Consider the following 23005-nt stretch of genomic DNA (forward strand, 5'->3'; position numbering starts at 1 on the left):
CGGCCCCGAGGTTCAGGGCAGTTCGATCCCCAGGTCCCACCCGTCGTGGGCCCGCGTGCACAGGCAGTCCCGGTCGATCGTCGCGGGGAGCGCGCCGACCGCGTCGAAGAGCACGTCGCGCAGCCGGCCGACGTTCTCGCCGAACACGCGCAGGACCTCGGTGTGTGAGACACCGTCCCCGGTCTCCGCGCCCGCGTCCAGATCCGTCACCAGTGCGAGGGAGGTGTAGCAGAGTCCCAGTTCCCGGGCGAGTACGGCCTCGGGGTGGCCGGTCATGCCGACCACCGACCAGCCCGCGGCCGCGTGCCAGCGCGACTCGGCGCGCGTGGAGAAGCGGGGGCCCTCGACGACGACCATCGTGCCGCCGTCGACCGGTTCCCAGCCCCGCCCGCGGGCGGCCTTGAGGGCCACCCGGCGCCCGTCAGGGCAGTAGGGGTCGGCGAAGGTCACATGGACCACGTTGGGTATGGCACCGCCCCAGGCCGCCGGCAGTGGTTCTCCGTCGAAGTAGGTCTGCGCGCGGGCCTTCGTCCGGTCGACCAGCTGGTCGGGGACGACGAGGGTGCCAGGCCCGTATTCCTCGCGCAGTCCGCCGACCGCACAGGGTCCGAGGACCTGGCGCACGCCCAGGGACCGCAGGGCCCACAGGTTGGCGCGGTAGTTGATCCGGTGCGGCGGCACGTGGTGGCCGCGGCCGTGCCGGGGCAGGAAGGCCACCCGCCGACCGGCGATCTCGCCGAGGAAAAGGGAGTCGCTTGGGCTGCCGTACGGGGTGTCGACCGACACCTCGGTCACATCGTCCAGGAAGGAGTAGAACCCGGAGCCGCCGATCACACCGATGTCCGCGTACGAGTCCGCCGTCGGGCCAGTCGTCTGGGTCGCCATGGCCGTCACCCTAGCCGCCCCGCCTGCCCTGCATGCCCGGTGCCGGAAGCCTGTCCTGCAGCCCTGCCCGCAGGCCCAGGCGGCAGACCTCGGGTCGGCAGGTCGGTCGGCAGGCTCAGGCGGCAGGCCAGCCGGCAGGCTCGGTCGCGGGCCGCGCAGGTCGGACGTGGCCGGAGATACGCCGGTGCCCCGTCGCGCGAGGCGACGGGGCACCGGGAAGAACAAGCGGAACGGAGGTCAGGCCGCCGGCGTGGAGCTCGACGTGGCCGCGGGCTTCGCGTCCGAGGAGGACGAGGAAGACGTCGACGACGAAGAGGAGGACGACGAAGAGGTCTTCGACGACGCGGGCGAGCTGCTGGACGACGCACCACGGCTGTCGTTGCGGTAGAAGCCGGAGCCCTTGAACACGATGCCCACCGCGGAGAACACCTTCTTGAGGCGTCCCTTGCAGTTCGGGCACTCGGTCAGAGCGTCATCCGTGAACTTCTGCACCGCCTCGAGGCCCTCGCCGCACTCGGTGCACTGGTACTGGTAGGTCGGCACTTGTCTTCCTCCTGGCACTCACACTCATCGAGTGCTAACGACGATCCATAGTGACGTATTCCGCCGGTTCAGTCCACCGCCACGGGAACTCGGTGACCGATACCACGTGCCGCGACCCGGCTCGTCGTGCGGGGCAGGAGCCGCGAGCGGAGGGCGACCAGGGTGACGAGGGCGAGCAGCGTGCCCGCCATCGGCACCAGGAATCCGGTGCTGGCGCCGTGGGCGTCGGCGAGCCGGCCGGCGACGGTGACGGCGGCGGCCTGGCCCAGCGCCACGGCGCCGGTCAGCCAGGTGAAGGCCTCGGTGCGGGAGGAGGCCGGGACCAGGGTCTCGACGATCGTGTAGCCGGTGATCAGGGCCGGGGCGATGCACAGGCCCACGACCAGGCCGAGGGCGCCGAGCAGCAGGACGGAGTGGACGGACCACAGAAGGGAGGCGGCGACGGTGAGACCGGCGTAGCCGAGGATCAGACGACGGCGCGGGCCGATCTTCCAGGCGACGGCGCCCATGGCGATGCCGGCGAGCATGTTGCCGGCGGCGAAGACGCCGTACAGCAGGCCGTTGGCGCCCGGGTTGCCGATCTCCTCGGAGAAGGCGGTGAGGGAGACCTGCATGCCGCCGAAGACCGAGCCGATGCCGAGGAAGGCGATGACCAGGACCCGGACGCCGGGGATGGACAGGGCCGAGCGGTGCGGTTCGCCGTCGGCGTGGCCGGCCGCGGCGGCCAGGCCGTGGGCGGGCTGGGTGCGGCGCTGCGCGGCGAAGAACAGGCCGCCGACCAGGGTGAGCGCGGCTTCGGTGATCAGACCGGCCGCCGGGTGCACGCCGGTGCAGAGGGCGGTCGCGAGGACCGGGCCGACGACGAAGGTGAACTCGTCGGTGACCGACTCGAACGCGGCGGCGGTCGGCATCAGGGGCGTGCCGTCCAGCTTGGCGGCCCACCGGGCGCGGACCATCGGGCCGACCTGCGGCACCGAGGCGCCGGAGGGGATGGCCGCGAGGAAGAGGGCCCACAGCGGGGCGCCGGCGAGCGCCAGCGCGACGAGAAGGGAGACGGAGGCGGTGTGGATCAGTACACCGGGTACGAGGACGGCCCGCTGGCCGAAGCGGTCGGCGAGCTTGCCGCTCTGCGGAGCGAACAGCGCCATGGAGACACCGGTGACGGCGGCGACGGCGCCCGCGGTGCCGTAGGAGCCGGTGGTGTGCTGGACGAGCAGGACGATGCCGATGGTCAGCATCGCGAACGGCTGACGGGCGGCGAAGCCCGGCAGGAGGAAGGAGAGTGCGCCAGGTGTGCGCAGCAGCTGCCCGTACCCGGGCCGCTTCTCGGAGACGACCGTGGACACCACGGTCCATGCCTTTCTGCCGCCTGGTAGCGGGCCGTGCACGGTGGTGCGGGCGTCGCCGAGAGCTGTCCTCTTGCGCGGAACTGCGGTAGATACCGGGCTCCACTGCGGAGGGCGCCTCGGCCGCCATACGGTCGCGCCAGCTCTGCGTCAGGCAGAGTTGGTTCGATCTAGTGTGCCTTCATGGTACAGGGAAGGGCGTCTTCCCGCCTGGGAAAGCGTCCTACGACCCGAATTAATGCCTGGGATTAACCGGATGTTCGCTTGCCGGGCTTCCGGAAGGGGCGGCGGAGGCCGGTCTGGTCCTGGTCCGGGGCGGCGGCAGTGGCGCCGCCCGTGCCGAGCCAGCCGGCCAGCTTTCCGCCCTGGCCGACGGCGCGGAGCCGGCGTTCGGCGGCGTCGCGGACCGGGTCGGTGGCGACGACGAGGAGTTCGTCGCCGCGCCGCAGCACGGTGGCGGGACTGGGGACGAAGCTCTTCTCGTCCCGGACGACCAGGGTGACGGCGGCTCCGGCGGGCAGGCGGAGCTCGGCGACCTCGACGCCGTGCATCTTGGAGCCCTCCGGGACGGAGACGGAGAGGAGGTGTCCGCGCAGCCGCTCCAGGGGAGCGGACTCGACGCCCAGGTCGGCGGCCTCGCCCTGGTCGCCGAGCTTCAGGGCCGTGGCCAGCCAGGGCAGGGTCGGCCCCTGGACCAGGGTGTAGACGACGACCAGCACGAAGACGATGTTGAAGATCCGCTCGCTGCCCTCGATCTCGGACACCATCGGGATGGTGGCCAGGATGATGGGGACGGCGCCGCGCAGGCCGGCCCAGGACATCAGGGCCTGCTCCTGCCAGGGGATGCGGAAGGGGAGGAGGCTGACGAGGACCTCCATCGGCCTCGCGATCACGGTGAGGACCAGGCCGATGACGATCGCCGGCCAGAAGTCGTGCACGAGCTCATGGGGGGTGACGAGCAGGCCGAGCAGGACGAACATGCCGATCTGGGCGATCCAGCCGAGGCCCTCGGCGAAGCCCCGGTTGGCCGGGGCGTGCGGCAGCTTGGCGTTGCCGAGCACCATCGACGCCAGGTAGACGGCGAGGAAGCCGGAGCCGTGGGCCATGGCGCCGGAGGCGTAGGCGACGACGGCGATGGCCATGACGGCGATCGGGTAGAGGCCGGAGGCCGGCAGGGCGACGTGGCGCAGCCCGTAAGCGCCGGCGAAGCCGACAGCGAGGCCGACGGCGGCACCGATGGCGAGTTCGAGGGCGATCTTGCCGACGAGGAGGTACCAGGAGTCGACGGGGCCCACGGTGGAGAAGGCGACGACGAGGATGACGACGGGGGCGTCGTTGAAGCCGGACTCGGCTTCGAGGACGCCGGTGACGCGGGACGGCAGCGGCACCTTGCGCAGGACGGAGAAGACGGCGGCGGCGTCCGTGGAGGAGACGACGGCGCCGATGATGAGGGCCTGCCGCCATTCCAGGCCGACGAGGTAATGGGCGGCCGAGGCCGTGATGCCCACGCTCACCGCGACGCCGACGGTCGAGAGCATGACCGCCGCGGGCAACGCGGGTTCGATCTCCTTCCACTTGGTGCCCAGGCCACCCTCGGCCAGGATCACCACAAGTGCGGCATAACCGATCACCTGGGTCAGTTCGGCGTTGTCGAAGGCGACGTTGCCGATGCCGTCCTGCCCGATGGCGATCCCGATCCCGAGGTAGAGGAGGAGGCTGGGGAGCCCGCTCCGGGACGAGATGCGCACCGCCGCGACGGCGACGAGCAGCACGAGCGAGCAGATGAGCAGGAGTTCGTTGAGCTGGTGGACAGTCAGTGGCCGTTCCTTCCCCTCGCATGTGCCGGCCGATCGTTCCTCCGGCACCGGTACTTCGTTACCTTACCTAATCTTTAACGCATCCTTGACGACTCCTTGGTGTTGCATCGCACACCAGTACGGCTAAGAACGGTCCTCTTCCTGACACCGCGTCCGGGCCCTCCGGAGGCTGCGCCTAAGGTTGCTCCCGTACTCCAGGACCACCCTGCCCCTCGAAGGACAGCGATGCCCTCCAACACGACCGCGCCCCCCGCCAAGAAGAAGGGGCGGCGCGCCCGCCTGATCGTCCTCGTCCTGGTCCTCGCGCTGCTCGCGGGCATCGGGTACGGGGGGTACTGGGGCGTCAGCACCGTCCGCGGCTCGTTCCCGCAGACGACGGGCACGATCCGGATCGACGCGCTCTCCGGCCCCGTCGAGGTCAAGCGCGACGCCTACGGCGTCCCGCAGATCTACGCCGACAGCGAGGCCGACCTGTTCCGCGCGCAGGGCTACGTCCAGGCGCAGGACCGCTTCTACGAGATGGACGTCCGCCGTCACATGACGGCCGGCCGCCTGTCCGAGATGTTCGGCAGGGGCCAGGTCGACACGGACGCCTTCCTGCGCACGCTGGGCTGGCGCCGGGTCGCCCAGCAGGAGTACGACAAGGTCCTCTCGGCGGAGACCAAGAAGAACCTGCAGGCCTACGCCGAGGGCGTCAACGCCTACCTCAAGGACAAGGACCCGTCCGACGTCTCCGTCGAGTACGCGGCCCTGGCCTTCACCAACGAGTACGAGATCGAGCCCTGGACCCCGGTCGACTCCGTGGCCTGGCTCAAGGCGATGGCCTGGGACCTGCGCGGCAACATGCAGGACGAGATCGACCGCTCCCTGATGGCCGGCCGGCTGGAGCCGGGCCAGATCAAGGACCTCTACCCGGGCTACCCGTACGAGCTGCACCAGCCGATCGTCGACGGCGGCGCCGTCGACAAGAGCACCGGCAAGTTCGACCCCAAGGCCCAGGCGAAGAGCGGCGACGACGGCACGGCCACCGCGGGCGGCGGTTCGCAGGGCGGGATCCAGTCCCAGCTCGCCGCGCTGTCCGACACCCTCGACGAGATCCCGGCCCTCATCGGCCCCAACGGCAACGGCATCGGCTCCAACTCCTGGGTGGTCTCCGGGGCGTACACGACCTCCGGCAAGCCGCTGCTCGCCAACGACCCGCACCTCTCGCCGATGCTGCCGTCCCTCTGGTACCAGATGGGCCTGCACTGCCGCTCCGTCTCCGCGACCTGCCGCTACGACGTCGCCGGCTACACCTTCTCCGGCACGCCCGGCGTGATCATCGGCCACAACGACTCCATCGCCTGGGGCTTCACGAACCTCGGTGCCGACGTCACCGACCTGTACCTGGAGAAGGTCGGCACCGACGGCTACGTCGTGGACGGCAAGACCAAGCCGTTCATCACCCGCGACGAGACCATCAAGGTCGCCGGCGAGGCCGACCGCCTCATCAAGGTCCGCTCCACCGAACACGGCCCGCTGGTCTCCGACCGCTCCACCGAACTCGAGAAGGTCGGCAAGACCGCGCCCGTCGGCAACGCCGCACCCGACCGCGGCACCAGCGGGTACGGCGTCTCGCTGCGCTGGACCGCGCTGCAGCCCGGCAAGTCGATGGACGCCGTCTTCGAGCTCAACCGCGCGAAGGACTTCCAGGCCTTCCGCGCCGCCGCGAAGGACTTCGAGGTCCCGTCGCAGAACCTCGTCTACGCCGACACCGCCGGCAACATCGGCTACCAGGCGCCCGGCAAGATCCCGGTCCGCAGCAAGGCCGCGAACTACGACGGCACCCTGCCCGCGCCCGGCTGGGACTCCTCGTACGACTGGAAGGGCTACATCCCCCTCGCCGAGCTGCCCTACGAGTACAACCCGAAGCGCGGCTACATCGTCACCGCCAATCAGGCCGTGATCGACGAGAAGAAGTACCCCTACCTCCTCACCAGGGACTGGGGCTACGGCTCGCGCAGCCAGCGGATCAACGACCTCATCGAGTCGAAGATCAAGGACGGCGGCAAGATCTCGCCGGACGACATGCAGACCATGCAGATGGACAACCGCAGCGAGATCGCGACCCTGCTCAACCCGCTCCTGCTGAAGATCGACATCGCCGACCCGCAGGTCCGCGAGGCGCAGAAGCTCCTCGAAGGCTGGGACTACACCCAGGAGCCGGACTCGGCAGCCGCCGCGTACTTCAACGCGGTCTGGCGCAACGTCCTCAAGCTGGCCTTCGGCAACAAGCTGCCCAAGGAGCTGCGCGTCGAGGGCGAGTGCATCAACGTGCGCGTCGTCGACACCACCGGCCCGGTCGACGAGCAGGGCAAGCTGGTGCCCGAGTGCGGCGAGCGCGACCCCGAGACCGCGCAGCCGGACGGCGGCGACCGCTGGTACGAGGTGGTCCGCCCGCTGCTCGAGAAGGAGAAGAGCGAGTGGTGGAAGACGCCGGGCGACCGGCTGAACGCCGCCACCGAGACCCGTGACCAGCTGCTCGCCCAGGCCATGAAGGACGCCCGCTGGGAGCTGACCGCCAAGCTCGGCAAGGACGTCTCCACCTGGAGCTGGGGCCGGCTGCACCAGCTGACCCTGAAGAACCAGACCCTCGGCACCGCCGGCCCCGGTTTCGTGCAGGCGCTGCTCAACCGCGGCCCGTGGAACCTCGGTGGCGGTGAGGCAGCCGTCGACGCCACCGGCTGGAACGCGGCCGGCGGCTACGAGGTGATCTGGGTGCCGTCGATGCGGATGGTCGTCAACGTCGGCGACTGGGACAAGTCCCGGTGGATCAACCTCACCGGCGCCTCCGGTCACGCCTTCCACGGCCACTACACCGACCAGACGGACAAGTGGGTGAAGGGCGAGCTGCTCGACTGGTCCTACGGGCAGGGGGCGGTCGAGGCCACCACCCAGGACACCCTCAAGCTGGAGCCGTAGCCGGCTCCTCAGCGCGCGAAGCGCCTGACCCCCTCCGGGGTCACCACCGCGTGGACGGGGTGGTCGTGCGGTTCCTCCGGGACCTGCGCGACCACCTCGTTCGCGTACAGGAGCACCACCAGCGCCGGATCCGCCCCGGCCCGCGCGAGCCGGGCGAGGACGCGGTCGTACGAACCGCCGCCGCGTCCGAGGCGCATTCCGCGGCCGTCGACCGCGAGTCCCGGCAGCAGCACCGCGTCCGCGGCGCACACCGCCTCGGGACCGAGGCGCCCGTCGGCCGGTTCGAGCAGCCCGCGGCCCGCCTTCACCAGCCGCTCGGCGCCCTCGTACACGGCCCAGTCCAGATCGTTGTCGGGCAGCAGAACCGGCAGCAGGACCCGTACGCCGCGCTCGCGCAGCGCGTCGAGCAGCACGCGGGTGCCCGGCTCGCGCCCCACCGACACATAGGCGGCGACGGTGTCCGCCTCCGCCAGCTCGGCGAGCTCCAGCGCGTGTTCCGCCAGGAGCCGCGCCGATCGCGCCCGGTCCTCGTCGGCCAGGGCGGCCCGGGCGGTGAGCAGGGCGCGGCGCAAGAGCGCCTTCTCGGTCGGTTCCTCGGTCGTGTCAGCGGTCAAAACGGCTCGTATTCCTCTTGTATCGGGCGGTAGCGGTACGAGAGTTGAGAAACCGCACGAGAGCCATGTCTTTCCCATGGTGTCCTCGCAGCGTTTTCGCAGCTTTTTCTCGGCTTTTCCTCATTTCCTTCCCATACCGAACGGCTAGGGTGCTCCGCATGACTCAGACGCCGTCCATCACAAAGGCTGTCATCCCGGCCGCCGGTCTCGGCACCCGGTTCCTGCCGGCCACCAAGGCGACGCCGAAGGAGATGCTGCCGGTCGTCGACAAGCCGGCGATCCAGTACGTCGTGGAGGAGGCCGTCGCCGCCGGGCTCTCCGACGTCCTGATGATCACCGGCCGCAACAAGCGCCCGCTCGAGGACCACTTCGACCGCAACTACGAGCTGGAGGAGGCCCTCGTCCGCAAGGGCGACGACGAGCGGCTCGCCAAGGTCCAGGAGTCCAGCGACCTGGCGACCATGCACTACGTGCGCCAGGGCGATCCCCGCGGCCTCGGCCACGCGGTCCTGTGCGCCGCGCCGCACGTCGGTGAGCAGCCCTTCGCCGTGCTGCTCGGCGACGACCTGATCGACCCGCGCGACCCGCTGCTGGCCCGCATGGTCGAGGTCCGCGAGCGCTTCGGCGGCAGCGTGATCGCGCTGATGGAGGTCGAGCCCTCGCAGATCCACCTCTACGGCTGTGCGGCGGTCGGCCCGACCGGCGAGTCGGACGTCGTGAAGGTGACGGGCCTGGTGGAGAAGCCGGAGCCGTCGGAGGCGCCGAGCAACCTGGCGATCATCGGCCGGTACGTCCTCGACCCCGCCGTCTTCGGGATACTGCGGGAGACCGGGCCCGGCCGCGGCGGCGAGATCCAGCTGACCGACGCGCTGCAGAAGCTCGTCCAGGACGAGCGGGCCGGCGGGCCGGTGCACGGTGTCGTCTTCAAGGGCCGCCGCTACGACACCGGCGACCGCGGCGACTATCTGCGTGCCATTGTCAGACTGGCGTGCGAACGTGATGATCTGGGGCCGGACTTCCGGACCTGGCTCCGCAGTTACGTCAGCGAGGAGATGTAGCACCTTGAGCAGCAGCGGTACGGCACCGTCGGCCCACGAGGGCCATGGCCACGCCCATGGTCACGGCGGGGGCCACGGCGACGCCGAGGGTCACGACCACGGCCACTCCGGCCTGGGGGCCGGCGACCCCTGCGCGGGTCCGGCCCGGGGCCTGTGGTCCGTCGACGAGCACCTGGCCGACATCCTGGCGGCGGTCGCCCCGCTCGAGCCCATCGAGCTGCAACTGCCCGACGCCCAGGGCTGCGTCCTCGTCGAGGACGTCACGGTGCCGGTGGCGCTGCCGCCCTTCGACAACAGCTCCATGGACGGGTACGCGGTGCGGGTCGCCGACGTGGCCGGGGCGAGCGAGGAGTTCCCCGCCGTCCTGACCGTGATCGGCGACGTCGCCGCCGGGGCCGGCGGCCTGCCCGAGGTCGGCCCCGGCCAGGCCGCCAGGATCATGACCGGCGCCCCGCTGCCGCCCGGCGCCGAGGCCGTCGTCCCCGTCGAATGGACCGACGGCGGCACCGGCGGAGGCGCGGCCGGCACGATGCGCCCGGCCAGCGCCGCGCCCGAGGGCGCCGAGGGCGAGGTCCGCGTCCACCGCCCCGCCGAGGCCCGCGCCCACGTCCGGGCGCGCGGCAGCGACGTCACGGCCGGAGAGCTGGCGCTCGCGGCCGGCACGGTCCTCGGCCCGCCGCAGATCGGCCTGCTCGCGGCGATCGGCCGCGGCACCGTGCGCGTGCGGCCCCGACCGCGGGTGGTGGTGATCTCCACCGGCAGCGAGCTCACCCAGCCCGGCGAGCCGCTGACCGAGGGCCGGATCTACGACTCCAACAGCTTCGCCCTCGCCGCCGCCGCGCGGGACGCCGGAGCGCTGGCCTACCGGGTCGGCGCGGTCGCCGACGACGCCGAGTCGTTGCGCGCCGCCATCGAGGACCAGCTGATCCGGGCCGATCTGATCGTCACCACGGGCGGCGTGAGCGTCGGTGCGTACGACGTGGTGAAGGAGGCGCTGACCGCCGACGGTGAGGTCGACTTCCGCAAGCTGGCGATGCAGCCGGGCAAGCCGCAGGGCTTCGGCATGATCGGCCCCGAGCACACCCCGCTGCTCGCGCTGCCGGGCAACCCGGTGTCCTCGTACGTCTCCTTCGAGCTGTTCGTACGGCCCGCCATCCGGGCCCTGATGGGCCTCGGTGACCGGCCCGACGCCCAGCGGCCCCGGGTCCGGGCGGTGCTCAAGGCGGACCGCGCGCTGTCCTCGCCGGCCGGGCGGCGCCAGTTCCTGCGCGGGACGTACGACGCCGAGTCGGGCACGGTCGCCCCGGTGGGCGGTTCGGGCTCGCATCTGATCGCGGCGCTCGCGCACGCGGACGCGCTGCTCGTCGTACCGGAGGAGGCGACGGAGGTGGAGCCCGGCACCGAGCTGGACGTGCTGCTCCTCGGGTGAGACCGGGGCGGGACCTCGGGCTGCGCCGGGCTGCGCCGGGCCGCGCACAGTCGGCGAGGCCGTCGCCTCGGGCCACGCACCGGTGCCCCGGGCCGCCGGGCGGGTGGCAGGCCGGCCCGTCCGGTGACCGGTCGGGTGACCACCACCTGGTCCTGATCCGGTGGACGGGCGGTGGTGGGGGTACCGTGTCGTCCCACACAGCGACCGGGAGTGTCACGGCCATGAGCACGCAGCAAGGACTCACCCACATCGACGACGCGGGGGCGGCCCGCATGGTCGACGTCTCCGCGAAGGACGTCACCGCCCGTACCGCCCGCGCCAGCGGACGGGTCCTCGTCTCGCCGCGCGTGATCGAGCTGCTGCGCGGCGAGGGCGTGCCCAAGGGCGACGCGCTGGCCACCGCCCGCATCGCCGGGATCATGGGCGCGAAGAAGACCCCCGACCTGATCCCGCTGTGCCACCCGCTGGCCGTCTCGGGCGTGACGCTGGACCTGACGGTCGCCGACGACGCCGTCGAGATCCTGGCGACGGTGAAGACCACCGACCGCACGGGTGTCGAGATGGAGGCCCTGACGGCGGTGTCGGTGGCGGCTCTGACCGTCGTCGACATGGTCAAGGCGGTCGACAAGGGCGCGGTCATCTCCGACGTACGGGTGGAGGAGAAGACGGGCGGCAAGTCCGGCCACTGGACGCGGAGCGAGTCGTGACCCGCGCGGGCAGGGTGGCGGGCGCGCACGAGCACCACGAGCACCGCGACCACGAGGCGCAGGCAGCGCCCGAGGCCGTGGGCGGCCCCGCCCTCACCGCCCCGTACTCCGCGCTCGTCGTCACCGCCTCCAACCGCGCGTCCGCCGGTGTCTACGAGGACAAGGGCGGTCCGCTGATCGCGGAGGCGCTGCGCGGGATGGGCTTCGCCGTGGACGGGCCGCAGGTCGTGCCGGACGGCGCGCCCGTCGAGGCGGCCCTCCGGGCCGGAATCGAGGCCGGGTACGACGCCATCGTGACGACGGGCGGTACCGGCATCTCGCCCACCGACGAGACGCCCGAGCTCACCCGGCGACTCCTGGACCGGGAGATCCCGGGCATCCCGGAGGCGATCCGCGCGTACGGCCGGGAGAAGGTGCCGACGGCGGCGCTGTCGCGCGGCCTCGCGGGCGTCGCGCGCGGCACGCTGATCGTCAACCTGCCCGGTTCGACGGGCGGGGTACGGGACGGGCTCGCGGTCCTGGAGCCGTTGCTGATCCATGCCGTGGACCAGATCCGCGGCGGTGACCACCCGAGACCCGCGGCGGAAGCGGGTCCGGAGTCATGATCCCGTCCTGGCCCGTGGTCCTGGTGGACGGCGACGTGCTGCTCCGCCCCATAAAGATGCGCGACCAGCGGGCCTGGCGCGAGGTGAACCGGCGCAACCGCGACTGGCTGCGCCCGTGGGAGGCGACCGTTCCGCCGCCTGGCCCGGGCGGGCCGGTGACGCAGCGCCCCACGTACCGTCAGATGGTGCGCCACCTGCGGGCGGAGGCGAACGCGGGGCGGATGCTGCCGTTCGTGATCGAGTACCAGGGGCGCCTGGTCGGGCAGTTGACGGTGGCGGGCGTCACCTGGGGCTCGATGTGCTCCGCGCACGTGGGTTATTGGGTCGACCGTGACGTGGCGGGCCGAGGTGTGATGCCGACGGCGGTCGCGCTCGCCGTCGACCACTGTTTCCGTACGGTCGGACTGCACCGGATGGAAGTGTGCATTCGCCCGGAGAACGGCCCCTCGCGGCGGGTCGTGGAGAAATTGGGATTCCGCGAGGAGGGGCTGCGGCCGCGTTACCTCCACATCGACGGCGCCTGGCGTGACCACCTGGTCTTCGCGCTCACGGCGGAAGAGGTGCCGGAAGGTCTGCTGCGTCGCTGGCATCAGGCGCAGTCCCGTCGGCAGCACCAGTAATTCCCATAAGTGTTCGAATTTGATCGGCAGTTGAGCGCCAATCGATCTGAACAATCACAAAAAAGTTCAGTGATATCAGCCAGATCGTGCGACACACCGGGCCAATTGGCCGATGCCCTCACCCGAACCCCTCTACCGTGTGAGGCGTGAGCAGCAGCGGCCTCATCTACGCAGTCATCGTCGGGGCCTGGGCCGCCTACTTGGTGCCGATGTGGCTCCGCAGGCAGGACGAGCTGAACGAGGCCCGTCCGACGGAACGCTTCAGCACCGCCATCCGGCTGCTGTCCGGACGGGCGGGCATGGAGCGCCGTTACGCCAGGGAGCTCAGGGACCGGGACCGTGCGGCGGACCACGCGGCGCCCGACGTGGACCCGGACGCGGAGACCGAGCAACTGAGCTCGGTCGACGTCCGGGGCTTCTGCGCGCCCGCGGCCAGGACGGAAGCCCGCATGGAGGTCCCCGACCCGGCCCAGGCCCCGGCCTCGGCGCAGGCGCCTCCGCAGGCGTCCGCCCCGGCGTCCGCACACGCGCAGGCACACGCACACGCACAGGCACAGGCGCAAGGGCAGGCCCAGGCGAAGGCCCCGGCGCAGGCTTCGGCCTCCGCTCCGGCCGCCAAGCCCCAGGCCTCCGCCCGCCACGCCGGCGCCGCCGCGGCGGGCGCCGGTGCGGCGGCCGAGCGCGCCCGCAGGACCAAGGTCCTCGCCCGGCGGCGGCGCACCACCGTGATCCTCTTCCTGGCGTTCACGCTCGGCGCCGTCGTCGCGGCCGTCGGCGGCCTCGCCTTCCTGTGGGCCCCCGGCGTCCCGGCCGTGCTCCTCAGCGCGTACATCGTCTATCTGCGCGCCCAGGAGCGGCGGCGGTTCGTGTACGTGATGGACCGGCGCAACGCGGAGGCCGCCGCGGCCCGGCTGCGCGAGAGCCGCCGCCCGGCCCCGACGCCCGAGCCGGAACCCGCGCAGGACCGGCCCGCCGAGCCGTCCGTCTCCCCGCAGGAGGCCGACCGCCGGGCGCTGGTGGAGCAGACGGACCACGCGGAGTGGGTCGACCAGCAGCGCGAGCGCGGCCCGGCCCGCGGCGACAGCTGGGACCCGGTCCCGGTCCCGCTCCCCACGTACGTCACCGCGCCGGTCGCCCCGCGCGCCTCGGGCGGCGTCGACGTCACGGACCCGGAGACCTGGAGCTCGGCCCGCTCGTCCACGGCGGCCGACCCGGTCCCGGCCCCCGCGCCGGCCCCGCGCCAGCGCACCACGCCGCCGCGCGGCCGCCGCGACCACGGCCGCACGCCGCTCTTCGACCAGTACGCGGACGACGACCGCCCCCGCGCGGCCAACGAGTGACCGGTCGGCGGCCGGGCCACCCGCCCGGCCGCCTGCCGGAAGCAGAGGTCGCTGACCTGCGGAGGAACGGATTTCCTCGTACGCCGGTCGGGATGCTAATGTTTCACACGTCGCAGGGGCCTGTGGCGCAGTCCGGTAGCGCACCTCGTTCGCATCGAGGGGGTCAGGGGTTCGAATCCCCTCAGGTCCACAGACGACGGAGATCCCGTCCGATCGAAAGATCGGACGGGATCTTCGCTTTTCGCGGCATCTTCGCTTTCGCGGGATCTTCGCCTTACGGGATCTCCGCTTCTGCGCGCGGCCCGAAGGTCAGGACGTCTGAGCCTTGTTGTAGAGGTTCTGGGCGTCCGTGCCGAAGTACGGGCCGAACATGCGGTTGGGCAGGAAGGTGTAGCCGAAGCTGTTCACCGAGGACTGCAGGCCGGTGCCGGTGGTCTCGTTGAAGGACGTGAACCAGGGGCCGCCGCTGGAGCCGCCCGTCATGTTGCAGGCGAGCGAGTGGTCCTGGGAGAACAGGAAGTCCTTCGAGGAGTTGCCCGCGCAGTAGATCAGCTTCGTGCCGTCGTACGGTGAGGCCGCCGGGAAGCCGAAGGCGTACATCGCCTTGTTGTAGCCGCCGTTGAACTGGATGCCCTGCGCGCCGGTGACCGACGTGAGGGTCCGGCCGTTCAGCGGGGCGACGACCGCGGCGCCGACGTCGTAGTTGATGTCCTCGCTCGCCTCCCACTGCGGGGTGGTGAGCGTCTTGGTGGCCGTCCACTGGCCGTAGGGCGCGCTGCCGTTGTCGTACGCCGGGACGAAGACCCAGTTGGTGTGCCAGGCGCCCTGGTACTTCACGCAGTGGCCGGCGGTGATGACGGTGCTGGCGTTCTGGCTGGTGACCGCGTTGCCGGAGCAGGAGGCCGTACGGCCCTGGAAGGTGAAGAAGACCCGGCCGGAGGTCTTCACCACCGCGCCGCCGCCCGCCCACGCCCCGCCCGCCTGCGGGAACGCGGTGGGTGTGACGGCCGACGCGGCCGCGCCGGTCGCGGTGCTCGTGGTCGGCGCGATCGTCGTCGGGGTGGCCGCGCGGGGGACCTGGCGCAGGGCGCCGGGAGTGGTCTTCAGGTCCAGCGGTGTCGCCGACCGCATCCGGTCCGGGATCCAGAAGGCGGCGGCGTCGCGCTGCTGCGCGGCGGTGAACGAGTGGCCGGTGTTGCCGGCCGCCTGTGCGGCCCCCGTCGTGGCCAGCCCGCCGGCGAACAGGGCGCCGGCGGTCAACAGGACGGCTGTGGCGAAGCGATGGCGTCTCACGCATGTCTCCTTCTGCCGAGGCAGGTGGGGGATGAGAACGGTGCGGATCGACGTGCTCGTGCGTGGGCAGCGTGCCAGAGCCGGAAGAATTTGTCAGGAGCGCGTCATCGCCATTTCGCGCTCCGGGCGACCGGACCTACAGCGGCTTCGCGAAGCAGCGGCTGTTCGGGTAGTCGCGGTAGTAGCCGAACTTCGCGCACGGCTCGTAGCCGCTGGAGGTGTAGAGCGCGATGGCCTCCGGCTGGGCGGTGCCGGTCTCCAGGACCATGCGGGTGCGGCCGGCCGCGCGGGCGTCGGCCTCCAGGGCGGCCAGGATGCGGCGCGCCAGCCCCAGGCCGCGGGCCTCGGGGACCACGTACATGCGCTTCAGCTCCGCGTCGCCGTCCGCGTAGCCCTCGTCGTTCGCGTCCTGCGTGCGCCAGCCGCCCGACGCGACGGGCCGGTCCTGCCGGTCGTACGCGAGGAGGTAGAGGCCCAGCGGCGGGACGAACATCGACGCGTCGAGGGGTGTGAGATCGCCCTCACCGTCGCCGTCGTCATCCGCGTAGCGCTCGGCGTACTCCAGCTGCACGGCGTCGTTGAGCTTGACCGCGTCCGGGTGGTCGAAGGAACTGGTGCGTATATCCATGCGGGAAATCGTACATCTATGCGAAGTGTCAGGCGGGTGCCGACGTCCGGTGTCGGTATTCTCCCGGGATGCTCACTGTGACGTCCGCGAATGTCAATGGTCTCCGAGCCGCCGCCAAGAAGGGCTTCGTCGAATGGCTGGCCGGGACCTCCGCCGATGTGGTCTGCCTGCAGGAAGTGCGCGCCGAGGAGGCGCAGCTGCCCGCCGAGGTCCGCGCCCCGGCGGGCTGGTTCACCGCCCACGCGCCCGCCGCCGCCAAGGGCCGCGCGGGGGTCTCGCTCTACACCCGGCGTGAGCCCGACGCGGTGCGGATCGGCTTCGGCGTCGCGGAGTTCGACGCCGGCGGGCGGTACGTCGAGGCCGACCTGCCCGGCGTCACCGTCGCCAGCCTCTACCTGCCCTCGGGCGAGGTCGGCACCGAGCGGCAGGACGAGAAGATCCGCTTCATGGACGCCTTCCTGCCGTACCTGAAGGAGCTCAAGGAGCGCGCCGCCGCCGACGGCCGCGAGGTCGTCGTCTGCGGCGACTGGAACATCGCCCACCGCGAGGCCGACCTGAAGAACTGGAAGGCCAACCAGAAGAACGCCGGCTTCCTGCCGGAGGAGCGGGCCTGGCTGAGCCGGGTCTTCGACGAGGGCGACGGCGGTTACGTGGACGTCGTCCGCGCCCTTCACCCCGACCAGGAGGGCCCCTACTCCTGGTGGTCCTACCGCGGCCGCGCCTTCGACAACGACAGCGGCTGGCGCATCGACTACCAGGTCGCCACGCCCGGGCTCGCCGCGAAGGCCGTCAAGGCGTACGTCGAGCGGGCGGCCACCCACGCGGAGCGGTGGAGCGACCACGCGCCGGTCACGGCGGTCTACGCGCTCTAGACACCGCCCAGGGCCTGTCCGGCGGATCATGGCCGTAGGCCCTGGGCCGCTTCTTCCGGCCGCTTTCCAGCCGGGTTCCCATCGAACCGGGGTCGCACCAAGGGGGGGCACGAGGGTGAACGCGCGGATTCTGGTCGCCGAGGACGACGAGAAACAGTCCCGGCTGGTCCGGATCTATCTGGAACGGGAGGGGAACGCGGTCCAGGTCGTCGCCGACGGCCGGGCCGCGCTCGACAAGGCGCGTGCCACGCGGCCGGACCTCCTCGTCCTCGACGTGATGCTGCCGTACGTCGACGGGCTCGACGTGTGCCGCATCCTGCGGGCCGAGGGCTCCGAGGTACCGATTCTGCTGCTCACCGCCCGCAGCACCGAGGAGGACATGCTCCTCGGCCTCGACCTCGGCGCGGACGACTACCTCACCAAGCCCTACAGCCCGCGCGAGCTCGCCGCCCGGGTCCGCGCGCTGCTCCGCCGCTCGCGGACCACCTCGCGGGCGGCCGCCGCGCCCGAGCTGCTGCGGGCCGGTCAGCTGGAGCTCGACACGGCGCGCTTCGAGGTACGGGTCGCCGGACGGCCGGTGGCGCTCACCGCGAAGGAGTTCGCGATCCTGGAGGCGCTGACCCGCGAGCCGGGCCGGGTCTTCACCCGCGCGCAGATCATCGAGCGGGTCTTCGGTCTCGACCGGGACGTCCTGGAGCGGACCGTCGACGCCCACGTGATGAACCTCCGCCGGAAGCTGGAAGCCGCCGCCCCGGGCAGCCCGCGCCTCCTGGAGACCGTGTACGGGCGGGGCTACCGCATCGCCGACGGGGAGGCGGGAGCCGACGCGGGCGGCGGGGCAGGCGGGGCGGGCGGGGCGGGCGCGGCCGGGAGGCCGGGCGCGGCGCAGGGGGCTGACGGTGCAGGGGCGGGCGGGGCGGGCGTGGTCCGGCGGGAGGGCGCGTGAGCTTTCGGGTCCGGGTGTTCGCACTCGTCCTCCTCCTCGTCGTGGCCGCCACCGCCGCCACCGCCTGGCTGACGCTCGCCCAGGTCACCCGACAGGCCCGGGAGTCCGCCGCCGCCGACCGGCTCGACGTCACCCGGATCACCGACGGGCTGCGCCGGTACGCCGAGTCCCACGGCACCTGGGACGGCGTCGGCGGCACCGTCCGTGACCTCGCCCGCGACACCGGCCAGCGGATCCGGATCAGCGACGCGGGCGGCACCCAGCTCGCCGACTCCGACGCCCTCCTCGGCCGCGCGCCGCGCGCGGGCGGCACGGCGGCGCCGCTCCTCGTGGACCCCCGGCCCGAACTCGCCTTTCCCCCGGGCGGCTTCGGGCCCTCCCTGCCGAAGATGACCGTCTCGGCCATCGACGAGTACGCGCGGAGCGTGACCTACGCGGCCTGCCTGACCCGGGCCGGCCGGGCCGTCACCGTCCGCACCGGAGGGCTCGGCATCCCGCTCTACGAGGACGCCGGACCCGGGGAGAGCGGTGCGGCCGGTGCCCGCGCCTGCTCCCGGGCGGCGGCCGGATCGAGCGACGCGCTGCGAGCCGACTCCGACGCCATCGCCGCCGCCTGCGGCCGCGAGGAGGGCGCCGGCCGCGAGGCCTGTCTGCGGCGGATGTTCGCCGAGCGGACCGCCAAGGTCGCTCCGCAGCCCCTCACCGTACGGCTCGGCGCACTCGACGACGCGGGGCGGTCCCTCGCCGTCGGCCCGAGCATCGCCGTCGCCGCCGGGGTCGCCGCGGCGGCCGTGGCGGGCGCGCTGCTGCTCAGCCGGACCGTGCTGCGGCCGGTGCGCGCGCTCACCGCCGCCTCCCGCGGACTCGGCGAGGGCGATCTGGCGCGGCGGGTGCCCGCGCACGGCAGGGACGAGATCGGCGAGCTCGGCCGCTCCTTCAACCGCATGGCCGACTCCCTCCAGGCCAGCGAGGAACGCCAGCGGCGGCTCGTCGGCGACATCGCCCACGAGCTGCGCACGCCGCTCGCCAATCTGCGCGGCTATCTGGAGGCCCTGCGCGACGGCGTTCTGGAGGCCGACGCGGAGCTCCTCGACTCCCTCCACGAGGAGGTGCTGCTCCAGCAGCGGATCGTCGACGACCTCCAGGACCTGGCCCTCGCGGAGGCGGGTGCCCTCGTCTACCACCGCGAGGACCTCGACGCCCGGGACCTCGCCGAGTCCTGCCGTACGGCGCACAGCGCGCTGGCCGCGGCGGCAGGCGTGGAGCTCGCGGCGGCCGTGCCGCCCGTACCGGTCCGGGTGCACGGCGACCCCGGGCGGCTGCGGCAGGCGCTCAGCAACCTGGTCGCGAACGCCGTCCGGCACACCGCGCCGGGCGGCACCGTGCGGATCGAGGTGGCCGAAGGCGGCGGCGAGCTCGCACGGATCTCGGTACGGGACACCGGCACCGGCATCGCCGCGGCCGATCTCCCGCACCTCTTCGACCGCTTCTGGCGCGCCGACACGGCCCGCGGCCGCGCCACCGGCGGCAGCGGCCTCGGCCTCTCCATCGCCCGCCAGATCGTGGCCGACCACCACGGCGCGATCGAGGCGGAGAGCGAGGTGGGCGTGGGCACGGTCTTCACCGTCACGCTGCCGGTACGGGAGAGGGGCGCGGGCGCGCCGGATGCGCCCGCGCGTGCCTGATACGCCGGGCGTGGCGGATGCGTCGGGGGTGATGGATGCGCCGGGCGGGGCGGATGCGCGCGGCGGGTTGCAAGCGGCCGGCGCCGAGTGACGTTCCCGCCGGCTCCGGCCGGCCGCCGCCGGCGCTCGCGCCGCCCGGGTTGCCCCGGTCGCTCAGGTTCCGGCCAGGGCCTCCGTCGGGGACAGGCGGCTTGCCCGTACCGCCGGATAGAGGCCGGCGAGCATGCCGATGACCAGCGTCGAGGCGATGCCCGCGGTGCTCGCCCACAACGGCACCACCGTCGGCCAGCCCCGGGAGAGGGCGTACGCACCGGTGATCAGGGTGCCGAGCACCGTACCGGCGAGGCCGCCGAGGAAGGAGAGCAGCAGCGACTCGGTGACGAACTGGAGCCGGACCTGCGCCTTCGTCGCGCCGAGGGCACGGCGCAGGCCGATCTCCGGGCGGCGTTCCAGGACCGAGATGACCATGGTGTTGCCGACTCCGACGCCGCCGACGAGCAGGGCGACCCCGCCCAGGCCGAGCAGCAGCCCGGTCAGCGCCGACTCGGTGGCCTCGCGGGCCGCGAGCGCGTCGGAGGGCCGGGAGACCTGGACCTCGCCCGGTCTGCCCGGGTTGGCGGTGGCCGCGAGGACCGAGCGTACGGCCGCGATCCTGTGGTCGTCCGCCCGTACGTACACGGTCGAGGGATGACCGTCGAACCGGAGGTACGTCCGCGCCGCCTCCCAGCCGACGAGCGCCGCGCCGTCGAGCTCCGGCGCGAGCGGTACGGGATCGAGCACGCCGATCAGCGAGAACCACCGGCCGCCGAGCCAGAGCTTGGTCCCCGGGGTGTGGACGTCGAGCCGCTGGGCGGCCGTGGCCCCGAGGACGACCGCCGGATAGCGCTCTGTCGTCGCGTCCAGCCAACGGCCCCCGTGGAGCCGCGCCCCGACGGCCGGGAGCAGGTCGGTCCGGGTCGCCAGGACGGTCAGGGAGCCGGTGCGGCCCGTGGCGATCCGCTCGTTGCGGTAGACGTGGGCCGAGACCGTGCCCGTGGCGGAGACCTGCCGCACCGGCGGGATGCGGTCGATCATGGGCACGGCCTCGCGGGGCAGCCGGGAGTCGCCGCCGGTGAGGGACTTGCCGGGCGCGACCCGGAGGAGGTTGGTGCCGAGGGCGTCGAGCCGTCGGTCGACCTCGGCCTGACCGGAGCCGGAGATGCCGACCACCGCGATCATGGCGGCGACACCGATGGCGATGCCCAGCGCGGACAGGAACACGCGCAGGGGGCGCGTGCGCAGTCCCGTGCCACCGAGCCGTACGACATCGGCCGGCCGGAGGCGCGCGGCGCGGAGCCTCGGGGGGCGGCGGGAGCGGGAGCGGGAAGCGGCGGTGCGGCGGGCTCGGTATCGCGTCGCGGGCGGGGCGTTGTCGTCGTCGTGCGTCACCGTGGGGTCCCGGTCGTCGTGATCACTGTGGTGTCGGTGTCGGTGTCGGTGTCGGTGTCGGTGTCGGTGTGGGTGTGGGTGTGGGTGTGGGTGTGGGTGTGGGTGGGGGTGTCGGTATGGGTGGGGGTGTCGGTGCCCCCTGGGACGTGGGTGTCGGCGATCACGTGGCCGTCGCGCATCTCGATCCGGCGGGGCAGCGCGGCGGCGATCTCGCGGTCGTGCGTGATGACCACGACCGTGGTGCCGGCCGCGTGGAGTTCGCGCAGCAGGGCCAGGACGGCCGCGCCGGAGGCCGAGTCCAGGTTTCCGGTCGGCTCGTCGGCCAGCAGGACAGCCGGCTCGCCGACCACGGCCCTGGCTACCGCCACGCGCTGGCGTTCGCCGCCGGAGAGCTGGTGGGGCAGGTGGTGGGTGCGGTGGGCGAGGCCGACCCGGCGCAGGGCGGCCGCGGCGGCGGCGCGGCGGCGGCGCGCCGGGACGCCCGCGTAGAGCAGTCCGTCCGCGACGGAGTCCAGGACCGGTACGCCGACCGCGAGGTGGAACTGCTGGAAGACGAAGCCGATCCGGGTGGCGCGCAGCGCCGAGACCTCACGGTCCGACAGGTCCGCCACGTCGTGGCCGTCGATCAGGACCCGGCCCGTGGTCGGCCGGTCCAGACTGCCCATCAGGTTGAGCATGCTGGACTTGCCCGAGCCGGACGGGCCGACGATCGCGACGAGTTCGCCCCTGCCCACGGTCAGGCTGACGTCCCGGACCGCCGTCACCCCGCCCGCGTACGTCTTGGTGACGGCGTCGAACTCCACGACGACGTCGGGCTTCGCGGCCGCGTCGGGCTTCGCGGCCGCGACGGGCTTCGCGACCGCGTGGGGCTCCGCGACCGCGTGGGGCTCCGCGGCGGGGAGCCTCCCCGCCGGGTTTCCGGCGCTCACCGCGGAATCCTTACTTCGAGCCCCTCGCGGACCGCGGGCCCGCTGATCTCCACGTCGCCGTCGGCGAAGAGCCCCGTCTTCACGGGGACGAAGGTGCCGTCCGCGGTCTCCAGGCCGTGGCCGCCCTCCGCGAGCGCGACCAGCGCGGAGACCGGAACGGTCAGGACGTCCCTGCGTTCCCGCCCCACGTACGTGACGGTGACGGGCCCGCTCTCCAGGCGCCCGAGGGCCTGCTGGTCCTCGATGGTGACGGTCACCGGGACCGTCGGCGCCCCGTCGTTCTCGCCCCCGCCGCCCCCGCCCTCGGGCTCGGTCGCCTCGGTGCCCACGCTCGCCACCTTGCCCCGTACCGTGCGTCCGTCGGGCAGTTCGACCGTGACCTGTGTGCCGCGTACGGCCCAGGAGGCCTCCTGGGCGGACGTGTCGACGACCGCCTTGCGTGCCGTCCCGGTGTGGGTGAGGACGTTCTCGGAGACCGCCGCGCCGAGCCGGACGCCCGCCTTGCCCGTCCGTATCGCGCCGGCGGAGTAGACGACGTCGCCGACGCCGACCGTGCCGGTCTGGGGAAGGCCGAGCGACTTCTGCCAGCGCTTCACCGCACGGGCGGTGCCGGCGGTGAAGGTGCTGTCCACCGTGAAGCCGGTGTAGCCGAGCGTGGCGAGGTTCGTCTCGAACTGCAGGACGTCCGTGCCGCGCATCTCGCGGGAGGGGGAGGAGGACGGGGACGGAGGCTGGGAGGGGGGCGGGGCGGACGGCGTGCCGCCGCCCTTGGGTCCGGTGCCGCCGCCCGGGGCTGTGCCCGTGCCGGTGCCGCCGCCCGTGCCGGTGCCGGTGCCGGTGCCCGTGCCCGTGTCGGCGTCGGCGTCGGGGCGTCGGCCCTCCGTTGTGTCGGCCGTCGCGTCGGCCGCCGTGAGGCCCAGGTCCCGGTACATCGGCAGAGCCCCGTACAGCAGCACCACGGGCCGGTCGTCCACCCGCAGCAGTTCCTCGCCGCGCTGGACCGTCGTGCCAGGTGCCGGAAGCCAGGTGACCGTGCCGGTCGCCTTGACGGGCAGCGGTGTCTCCGCGCCGTAGCCCAACCGGCCTTCGAGCGACGTGCGTTCGGTCAGCGTCGTCCGGGTGACGCGTACGGTGGAACCCTCGCGGGGAGGAGCGCCGGCACTTTCGGCCGGGTCGCCCCCGAGGCCCAGCCGGCCGACCGTGACGGTCGCCGCGACGACCAGGGCGGCGGTCACGAGGAGCAGGGCGCGGCGGGAGCGGCTGCCGCGGCTGCCGCGGGGCGGTCGCGTCTCGCTCATG

At 72.9% G+C, this 23005-nt stretch carries 20 protein-coding genes and 1 tRNA gene; 11 read left to right on the forward strand and 10 right to left on the reverse strand.

Annotated elements, in window-relative coordinates; genetic code table 11:
* Positions 1-12: 12 nt before the first annotated feature.
* The 4 genes from ACFVGS_RS07505 to ACFVGS_RS07520 all read right to left on the reverse strand — a co-directional run bounded on the left by ACFVGS_RS07505 (position 13) and on the right by ACFVGS_RS07520 (position 4546).
* Positions 13-885: an S-methyl-5'-thioadenosine phosphorylase gene (locus ACFVGS_RS07505; RefSeq protein ID WP_384415787.1), complete on the reverse strand. Its 873-nt coding sequence runs from the start codon at positions 883-885 to the stop codon at positions 13-15.
* Positions 886-1122: 237 nt separating this feature from the next.
* Positions 1123-1428 carry an FmdB family zinc ribbon protein gene (locus ACFVGS_RS07510; protein ID WP_384415789.1) on the reverse strand — a complete coding sequence of 102 codons (306 nt, stop codon included), beginning with the start codon at positions 1426-1428 and terminating at the stop codon, positions 1123-1125.
* 68 nt (positions 1429-1496) lie between these two features.
* Positions 1497-2777: an MFS transporter gene (locus ACFVGS_RS07515; protein WP_385691379.1), complete on the reverse strand. Its 1281-nt coding sequence runs from the start codon at positions 2775-2777 to the stop codon at positions 1497-1499.
* 245 nt (positions 2778-3022) lie between these two features.
* On the reverse strand, positions 3023-4546 hold the full coding sequence (locus ACFVGS_RS07520) for a potassium/proton antiporter (protein WP_385691521.1): 1524 nt from the start codon (positions 4544-4546) through the stop codon (positions 3023-3025).
* Positions 4547-4816: 270 nt separating this feature from the next.
* Here ACFVGS_RS07520 and ACFVGS_RS07525 point away from each other — a divergent pair, with 270 nt between their 5' ends.
* Complete coding sequence (locus ACFVGS_RS07525) at positions 4817-7552, forward strand: penicillin acylase family protein (RefSeq protein WP_385691381.1); 2736 nt, start codon at positions 4817-4819, stop codon at positions 7550-7552.
* Between the two features lie 8 nt (positions 7553-7560).
* Here ACFVGS_RS07525 and ACFVGS_RS07530 read toward each other — a convergent pair whose 3' ends face one another.
* Positions 7561-8166, reverse strand: coding sequence for a 5-formyltetrahydrofolate cyclo-ligase (locus ACFVGS_RS07530; RefSeq protein ID WP_384415798.1), 606 nt, complete (start codon positions 8164-8166; stop codon positions 7561-7563).
* Between the two features lie 158 nt (positions 8167-8324).
* Here ACFVGS_RS07530 and galU point away from each other — a divergent pair, with 158 nt between their 5' ends.
* From galU to ACFVGS_RS07565, 7 genes are all read left to right on the forward strand, one after another.
* Complete coding sequence (galU, locus tag ACFVGS_RS07535) at positions 8325-9224, forward strand: UTP--glucose-1-phosphate uridylyltransferase GalU (protein ID WP_384415800.1); 900 nt, start codon at positions 8325-8327, stop codon at positions 9222-9224.
* Between the two features lie 112 nt (positions 9225-9336).
* The gene (glp, locus tag ACFVGS_RS07540; RefSeq protein WP_385691524.1) at positions 9337-10653 is read left to right on the forward strand and encodes a gephyrin-like molybdotransferase Glp; all 1317 of its coding nucleotides are present in this window, start codon (positions 9337-9339) and stop codon (positions 10651-10653) included.
* Between the two features lie 221 nt (positions 10654-10874).
* A complete protein-coding gene (moaC, locus tag ACFVGS_RS07545; RefSeq protein WP_384415803.1) occupies positions 10875-11360 on the forward strand; it encodes a cyclic pyranopterin monophosphate synthase MoaC in 486 nt (161 codons plus the stop codon).
* A 77-nt stretch (positions 11361-11437) separates the two neighbouring features.
* Positions 11438-11965: a molybdenum cofactor biosynthesis protein B gene (locus tag ACFVGS_RS07550; protein ID WP_384415915.1), complete on the forward strand. Its 528-nt coding sequence runs from the start codon at positions 11438-11440 to the stop codon at positions 11963-11965.
* Complete coding sequence (locus tag ACFVGS_RS07555) at positions 11962-12585, forward strand: GNAT family N-acetyltransferase (RefSeq protein ID WP_384415806.1); 624 nt, start codon at positions 11962-11964, stop codon at positions 12583-12585. The genes ACFVGS_RS07550 and ACFVGS_RS07555 overlap by 4 nt, the downstream gene beginning before the upstream one ends.
* A gap of 146 nt (positions 12586-12731) precedes the next feature.
* On the forward strand, positions 12732-13925 hold the full coding sequence (glpR, locus tag ACFVGS_RS07560; protein WP_384415809.1) for a gephyrin-like molybdotransferase receptor GlpR: 1194 nt from the start codon (positions 12732-12734) through the stop codon (positions 13923-13925).
* 116 nt (positions 13926-14041) lie between these two features.
* A tRNA-Ala gene (locus tag ACFVGS_RS07565) sits at positions 14042-14115 on the forward strand.
* A gap of 119 nt (positions 14116-14234) precedes the next feature.
* Here the strand turns inward: ACFVGS_RS07565 and ACFVGS_RS07570 are convergent.
* Entirely contained in the window at positions 14235-15218 is a 984-nt protein-coding gene (locus ACFVGS_RS07570) for a trypsin-like serine peptidase (RefSeq protein WP_385691385.1), read from the reverse strand.
* A gap of 136 nt (positions 15219-15354) precedes the next feature.
* Entirely contained in the window at positions 15355-15846 is a 492-nt protein-coding gene (locus ACFVGS_RS07575) for a GNAT family N-acetyltransferase (RefSeq protein WP_384415814.1), read from the reverse strand.
* Between the two features lie 68 nt (positions 15847-15914).
* Here ACFVGS_RS07575 and ACFVGS_RS07580 point away from each other — a divergent pair, with 68 nt between their 5' ends.
* From ACFVGS_RS07580 to ACFVGS_RS07590, 3 genes are all read left to right on the forward strand, one after another.
* Positions 15915-16718: an exodeoxyribonuclease III gene (locus tag ACFVGS_RS07580; protein ID WP_385691389.1), complete on the forward strand. Its 804-nt coding sequence runs from the start codon at positions 15915-15917 to the stop codon at positions 16716-16718.
* Positions 16719-16833: 115 nt separating this feature from the next.
* Complete coding sequence (locus ACFVGS_RS07585; protein WP_385691391.1) at positions 16834-17664, forward strand: response regulator transcription factor; 831 nt, start codon at positions 16834-16836, stop codon at positions 17662-17664.
* A complete protein-coding gene (locus ACFVGS_RS07590) occupies positions 17661-19349 on the forward strand; it encodes a sensor histidine kinase (protein WP_384415822.1) in 1689 nt (562 codons plus the stop codon). The genes ACFVGS_RS07585 and ACFVGS_RS07590 overlap by 4 nt, the downstream gene beginning before the upstream one ends.
* Before the next feature lie 153 nt (positions 19350-19502).
* Here the strand turns inward: ACFVGS_RS07590 and ACFVGS_RS07595 are convergent, their stop codons facing one another.
* From ACFVGS_RS07595 to ACFVGS_RS07605, 3 genes are all read right to left on the reverse strand, one after another.
* On the reverse strand, positions 19503-20777 hold the full coding sequence (locus ACFVGS_RS07595; RefSeq protein ID WP_384415825.1) for an ABC transporter permease: 1275 nt from the start codon (positions 20775-20777) through the stop codon (positions 19503-19505).
* Complete coding sequence (locus ACFVGS_RS07600; protein ID WP_385691527.1) at positions 20774-21580, reverse strand: ABC transporter ATP-binding protein; 807 nt, start codon at positions 21578-21580, stop codon at positions 20774-20776. Before ACFVGS_RS07600 ends, ACFVGS_RS07595 begins: the two co-directional genes overlap by 4 nt.
* Before the next feature lie 122 nt (positions 21581-21702).
* Positions 21703-23004 (reverse strand): peptidoglycan-binding protein, encoded by a 1302-nt coding sequence (locus ACFVGS_RS07605; protein WP_384415828.1) that lies wholly within the window; start codon positions 23002-23004, stop codon positions 21703-21705.
* Position 23005 lies beyond the last annotated feature (1 nt).

It is taken from the genome of Streptomyces sp. NPDC127114 (genome assembly GCF_042677525.1).
Classification (GTDB): domain Bacteria; phylum Actinomycetota; class Actinomycetes; order Streptomycetales; family Streptomycetaceae; genus Streptomyces.